Annotated in this window: 1 protein-coding gene; it reads right to left on the bottom strand. The window is 72.3% G+C overall.

The window, feature by feature from the left end:
* Window positions 1–434: 434 nt before the first annotated feature.
* The gene (locus tag QH283_RS05455) at window positions 435–764 is read right to left on the bottom strand and encodes a YnfA family protein (protein WP_280501919.1); all 330 of its coding nucleotides are present in this window, start codon (window positions 762–764) and stop codon (window positions 435–437) included.
* Window positions 765–1,281 lie beyond the last annotated feature (517 nt).

Here is a 1,281-nt window from a genome sequence, read left to right as displayed (position 1 = left end):
CGGGGCAGGTCTCGATCACCAGGGTGGGCGCGCCGGAGGCCGGCGCGGGCGCGGGCGAATCCGATGCGGGCGCAGCGGGTTTCACCGGATCGGCGTGGGCGGGAACCGGAGCGGAGTACGCGGCGGCGACGGCGACGGTGGTTGCGACCACCAGTCCCGTGAGACCAGCCAGGTACCCAGTCATAGCGCTTCGCAATCAGTCTCGTTGCCACAACAACCCTCAACCCTGAAACGCAATAGACCGTAACAGAATCCGGCTATGACTCGCCCAACAGCGAAAACTTTACGCAAAAGCACAAACGTTACCCGATGTGGCGCGGCGAGTCCCGGTGCCACGCCCGGCAAGTTTCCGAACACATGCACGAGAACGCAATCGAGCCTACGCGTTTCGGCATCGGAGCGGACCCGGGCACCCGGGCGGGATCGGCGGGCGCTCAGCGTGGCGCGTACATGATGACCGCCACTCCCACCAGGCAGATCAGCGCGCCCGCGAGGTCCCAGCGGTCGGGCCGGAATCCGTCCAGCACCATCGCCCACACCAGCGACCCGGCCACGAAGACCCCGCCGTAGGCGGCCAGGATGCGCCCGAAGTTCGGGTCGGGCTGGAAGGTGGCGACGAACCCGTACGCGCCGAGGGCGAGCACGCCCGCCGCGATCCACCACAGCCCGCGGTCCTCCCGGTAGCCCTGCCACACCAGCCAGGCCCCGCCGATCTCGGCGAGCGCCGCCAGACCGAACAACACCAGGGACCGCAGGACCGTCATGCGGCGAACATACCGGCCCCGCCCGCACCCGCGTGCGTCGTTTGCCGGGCGCTCGCTGCACCTGGCCACCACGGTCGCCGCCTGCCTACAGGCGCCGTGGCCCGGCCGTACCCCCGCACGGGCGCCGGAGCCCGCCGCCGGGAAGCCTTCCCCCGGTCCGCGCGTTGCATCGATCGCGACCGCGAACAGCACGAGAACGAGCGCGGACGGGCCCGACGCGCGACAATGGTGACAACGTTGCGCCGCGACCCCGCGACGAGGCGTGGATCGCGGCCCGACGTCGTGGTCCGGGCAGTAGCCGCGGTCGGATAATGTGGTTCGGATCGCGGCACGGAGAGGCGGTGGCATGACTCAGCACTTGGGCGAGGCGAATGCCGAGCAATCGGCGACGGCGCCCCCGGCGCCGGCGAAGACGGCCCCGGGGGCGGCCCACGCCCCCGGCCCCCAGGCCCCGCCCCCGGACGGGCCGCCCCACCACGGGGGCCGGCCCCCCCCGGGGGCGCCCACAGGCAACCGC

The organism is Nocardia farcinica, assembly GCF_029867845.1.
Lineage (GTDB): Bacteria > Actinomycetota > Actinomycetes > Mycobacteriales > Mycobacteriaceae > Nocardia > Nocardia farcinica_A.
Note: the sequence above shows the minus strand (reverse complement) of the source record. Positions and strands in the feature narration are given on the sequence as shown.

Coding starts and splice junctions, on each gene's coding strand:
- QH283_RS05455 (WP_280501919.1), bottom strand. CDS start 764: ATGACGGTCCTGCGGTCCCTGGTGTTGTTCGGTCTGGCGGCGCTCGCC.